This is a genomic window from Suttonella ornithocola, assembly GCF_001889065.1.
Lineage (GTDB): Bacteria > Pseudomonadota > Gammaproteobacteria > Cardiobacteriales > Cardiobacteriaceae > Suttonella_A > Suttonella_A ornithocola.
In genome coordinates this window covers 1-947 of sequence record NZ_LWHB01000325.1, presented here as the reverse complement: position 1 = coordinate 947, position 947 = coordinate 1, and the positions used below count along the sequence as shown (strand labels likewise).

General features: G+C 36.0%; 2 protein-coding genes. Both read left to right on the top strand.

Features of this window, described 5'->3' with window-relative positions:
- The first annotated feature begins 244 nt into the window (after nt 1-244).
- The gene (locus A5N85_RS14130) at nt 245-601 is read left to right on the top strand and encodes an IS630 transposase-related protein (RefSeq protein WP_072577670.1); all 357 of its coding nucleotides are present in this window, start codon (nt 245-247) and stop codon (nt 599-601) included.
- Nucleotides 601-855 carry a transposase gene (locus A5N85_RS14125; protein ID WP_072576125.1) on the top strand — a complete coding sequence of 85 codons (255 nt, stop codon included), beginning with the start codon at nt 601-603 and terminating at the stop codon, nt 853-855. The genes A5N85_RS14130 and A5N85_RS14125 overlap by 1 nt, the downstream gene beginning before the upstream one ends.
- Nucleotides 856-947: the final 92 nt, after the last annotated feature.

Here is a 947-nt window from a genome sequence, read left to right as displayed (position 1 = left end):
TTTCTCCATTAGACAATATAGTAAAATCACTTAGAATCCAATCTATCCAAAGCAGATATAAAGAACAACTTGTAGTAGAATTATTGGTAGTTGTTTGAAAAGTATGCTAAACATACTCTTACAAAAAATACTTCTTTTAATATATTGATATTTAAATATTTAACTGCCATTGGATTATTTGATAATATTCCAGCATACTTTTCAAACCACTACCGAATTATCAAAAACAAACTGAGCATATCCTATGACCTACTGCAGCCAATTCCGACAGAAAATTCTTAACGATATTGCTAATGGAGAAACTTGGCACGCTGTTGCAAAGCGCTACAAGATCAGCAAATTCACCGTCTATAGCTGGATTAAAAATCCCCATCCTAAAGGCTTTACTGAGCGTAAGCCCTCAAAGATTGATGATGAAGCCTTGCTTAAGGATATTGAGCAGTATCCTGATGATTACCAATGGGAAAGAGCTAGACGTTTTAATTGCTCGCAATCAGCGATTTGTTATGCTCTAAAGCGACTAAAGATAACGCATAAAAAAAGATTAACCAACATCCAAAAACCGACACAGAGAAAAGAGAGCACTTTCAAGAACAAATAGTGGATAAGACCGCTCAAGAAAAACCGATAGTCTATCTTGATGAATGTGGTTTTAAAGCCTTTGCTCATAGACCTTATGGCTACAGCACAAAAGGACAAGTTTGTCATGGAAGTGATAACTGGCATTTAAAGAACCAGAGCAATGCGATTGGAGCCATTATCAATGGAGAATTGTTTGCCTTACGCTTATATAATGGTTCTATTAACAGTGATATTTTCTCTCATTGGGTGAGAGAAGCACTGTTACCTGAGTGACCTAAAAACAGTGTAATTGTCATGGACAATGCCGCTTTTCATAAACGCAGTGTATATTCAAAGCAATCATTGAAGAGCATGGCATGAGATGA